The sequence below is a fragment of the Flavihumibacter sp. genome (genome assembly GCF_036676075.1).
Taxonomy (GTDB): Bacteria; Bacteroidota; Bacteroidia; order Chitinophagales; family Chitinophagaceae; genus Flavihumibacter.
This window is the reverse complement of sequence record NZ_JAKFDQ010000021.1, coordinates 1-2,991: the sequence shown is the minus strand read 5'-3', so window position 1 is coordinate 2,991 and position 2,991 is coordinate 1. Positions and strand designations below refer to the sequence as shown.

Annotated in this window: 2 protein-coding genes; both read right to left on the bottom strand. The window is 42.4% G+C overall.

Annotated features, from left to right (window positions below; translation table 11 throughout):
• Positions 1-409: 409 nt before the first annotated feature.
• Positions 410-1,234: a hypothetical protein gene (locus V6M43_RS16415; protein ID WP_332737139.1), complete on the bottom strand. Its 825-nt coding sequence runs from the start codon at positions 1,232-1,234 to the stop codon at positions 410-412.
• 96 nt (positions 1,235-1,330) lie between these two features.
• Positions 1,331-2,599 carry a phospholipase D family protein gene (locus V6M43_RS16410; protein ID WP_332737137.1) on the bottom strand — a complete coding sequence of 423 codons (1,269 nt, stop codon included), beginning with the start codon at positions 2,597-2,599 and terminating at the stop codon, positions 1,331-1,333.
• Between the last annotated feature and the right edge of the window lie 392 nt (positions 2,600-2,991).

Here is a 2,991-nt window from a genome sequence, read left to right as displayed (position 1 = left end):
GGACGCGGGGCATATAGCGGTGTACTTCTCCGCGCATACCTTGCTGCCGGCGAAAACCCGCGCCTTTGTGGATTGCCTGGTCGAGCATTTCAAAGCGCAGAATCTGGCTGAGCGGTTTTCCTGTTGAGCCAGATGCGGCGGCGCTATTGCGTTTCGCTCAGCTGCCCGGCGCCTCGGCGATTGCCTTGAGTTGATAGGGGACACCCATTACTTGCCAGATAGAACAGGTGATCTTCCTTAGCAAAGAAACAGGCTGAATGATTGTTCCCCCGTTGAATCAGGTGCAACGGGACTCCCGGCAACAGCACACGCGCTCGACGCGGCATATGGAAACTCCTTTTCCATGAAATGACGCCAGAAGAGTGGACGAGATCAGGATATTCGTCGTCTGTCCCTTATTACCTCTTGTTTAGGCTGGCGAATTTTCCAATGAGACCAACAATTCATCTAGTTGTTTTGAAATCTTTTCAGCATTTGACTGAACCAGTTTTCTATAGCCCTCAGCATCGGTGTCGATATCCAGCTCTTTACGGATTCCTACCATGACCGGAACTTGAAGCAATGCGATATTCTTCATTTCGTGTGCCAAATATATAGCAAGCTCTTTTGTATATTTATTAATTTTATCCCAACATTCATTTCTTTTGTTAGCCAATTCATCGGATCTCTTTTTATGGTGGTCAAAAGAATTGCTCAATGCATCAAATACATTATTGTCTGGTCTTCCTGACTCGTTTTGTTTGGTCATTGCGGCCAGAATTCTTTTTATCTCCGCTTGCTCTTCGTCATATTGTGAATTAGCTAAGTTAAGATCTATTTTTGAATCGCTGATTGGGGATAATTTGATCATCAATTTAAAAATAAGGCCGCTATATGAAATGACTAATTCATTAAGTGCCTTCCCTGTTTCCTCCTCTGCCACCAGAGCTAACTTAGCTGCGGTAGCAAAAAATTGCTGAAGTGGCTCAGCTAGATTTGTGTTTATAGGATCAACTTGGGTAAGAGTGCCAAGATAACTATTTGCTTTTACTAGCTCTTCTACTGCCGTTAGGTATACGTCCCTCCTTAGCGTAGCCTTCCGATCGATCGCCTTAATTTTCGCGTCATGCCTTAGTTGAATTTTAAGACGTCGCGTGTTGTTCCAGTTTGAAATCAAAACACCAGAGAAAGCAATGAGAGAGCCTAATGCGACTGACCATATGCTAATCGGAATAGTTTTTAAAATATCGATCAAGTTTTACCTTTCCTCTATCGGACGCCTAACGTCGTGCTCTGCGGAAATTTAGGAGCGACAGCGAGTAAATTTTCCTTAGCAGAGCCTTGTTAGGCATTACAATTGCCGAATATCAAAGCCTAAAAATCTTAAAACCTTGGTGGTTCGGCCATTAATTACGGGTAAGTTTTCCCTATTTATCCAACCAATAAGCTCTTGAATATTTGCTTGTCCGAACTCATTCAATTTATAGCTGTCGTCAAATAAACAATCTGACATCCGTGATACGACTTCTCCTTTACCATAAAGAAGATGTGCTAGTGTTTTCTTTATATTTTGGATTTCATTTGAGGCTATAAATTCGGACTTAAGAGTTTCTAAGCCGCCTTTATAAAACCGAAGTCTATCGTGAAATGAGTGTAGTACGCATAGCGCTTCTACTATTTCTTCTTTCGAAGATGAATTAATCGTTTCAGGGCTATTGAATACACGACTAATTAAGGGGTAATTTACCGGAATTATTCGCTCTTCGAAATGTTTCCATTCTGTATCCAGCCACTCATCAATAAGCGAGTTAAGAATTAACTTTTTGGCATCATTCCACCCGATTGGCTGTTGCTTCCATGTTTCTTGAATGGCATGACAATCTCTTACAAAACTAAAAAACGAATCTATCTCTAACCGAAGAGGTATATCATCTTCACTGACCTTTCGTGACTTTAAAGAATATTGTTCTTCGATTTTCCTATAAGCTGACACTGATTCCTGATATGACTTTCGGTACGTATCGAGAAAAATAGATTTTTTGGTGGTTTTTTTCTTTCCTCTATTCACATTTGAAAAGTTCTTGTCACCCAAAGTCGCAATTACTTCATGATCTAGCTTGGTCACCAACTCCGAGGTATTTTTAAATTTGTTGTATATGGTTTTATATGACGCAATAGAATCCTCACTTAGAACCTCGGCCTCATCCCAGTATTCAGAGAACAAAACTGTCAACTCATCAAACCTCAAATCATGAGATGGTAAACTAATCATGATCTCTTGATTGGTTTGTATGGCGGACTTAGTTAGATTAGCCGAACCAATCAATACTGATTTGTCGCCGAAAATATACATTTTTGGATGGAACGAATGGCTTGTGTAATATCTCGCCTCAATATTCTTATTGTTTAGCAGCTTTTCTAGAGCATGAGGTGAAGTCGGGAACCCTAACCTAACAACAATTCGTATATGACAATTCTTCTCAAGAAGTATGTTTATCACATCAAATTCGGTAAAGAATGCCGATGCGATAAAAATATCCATACCATCTCGTACGCTTGAATTTATGCCATTTTGTACGAAATCCCCTTTTGAGCTTCGATTTGTAAATAAATCCAGCATATTAATTGCCTAACAGTAATTAAACGAAATTTTTCGTTATTGAATAACCCAACATTCCAGATAAGTCCACCCGCCCGCCAACGACCCATAACGTAAAAGCCTCACAGTTCAAGCTATTACCTGTAACGGCAGCCAGCAGTGGGTAATCGCCTGGTCGCATGTTTTCCCGCAACCGATACGCTGTGGATAAGTGCTGTCTGGTCAGCTTGCCGCTGGCGTGCATCGAGCGCAGTGCGCGGCGACGAAGCGGGGCGGCATGGCAGGGCGCCGCTATGGCAAGCCTGGGCCATTCGGGTGATGGGCAACGCATACCAAACATCCTTTTGGTAACGGCAGACGCGGAAGCTGGCACCGGGCCAGCAAAGGTAGCTCGACCTTAAGCACTCGGCGGC

Coding starts and splice junctions, on each gene's coding strand:
- V6M43_RS16410 (WP_332737137.1), bottom strand. CDS start 2,599: ATGCTGGATTTATTTACAAATCGAAGCTCAAAAGGGGATTTCGTACAA.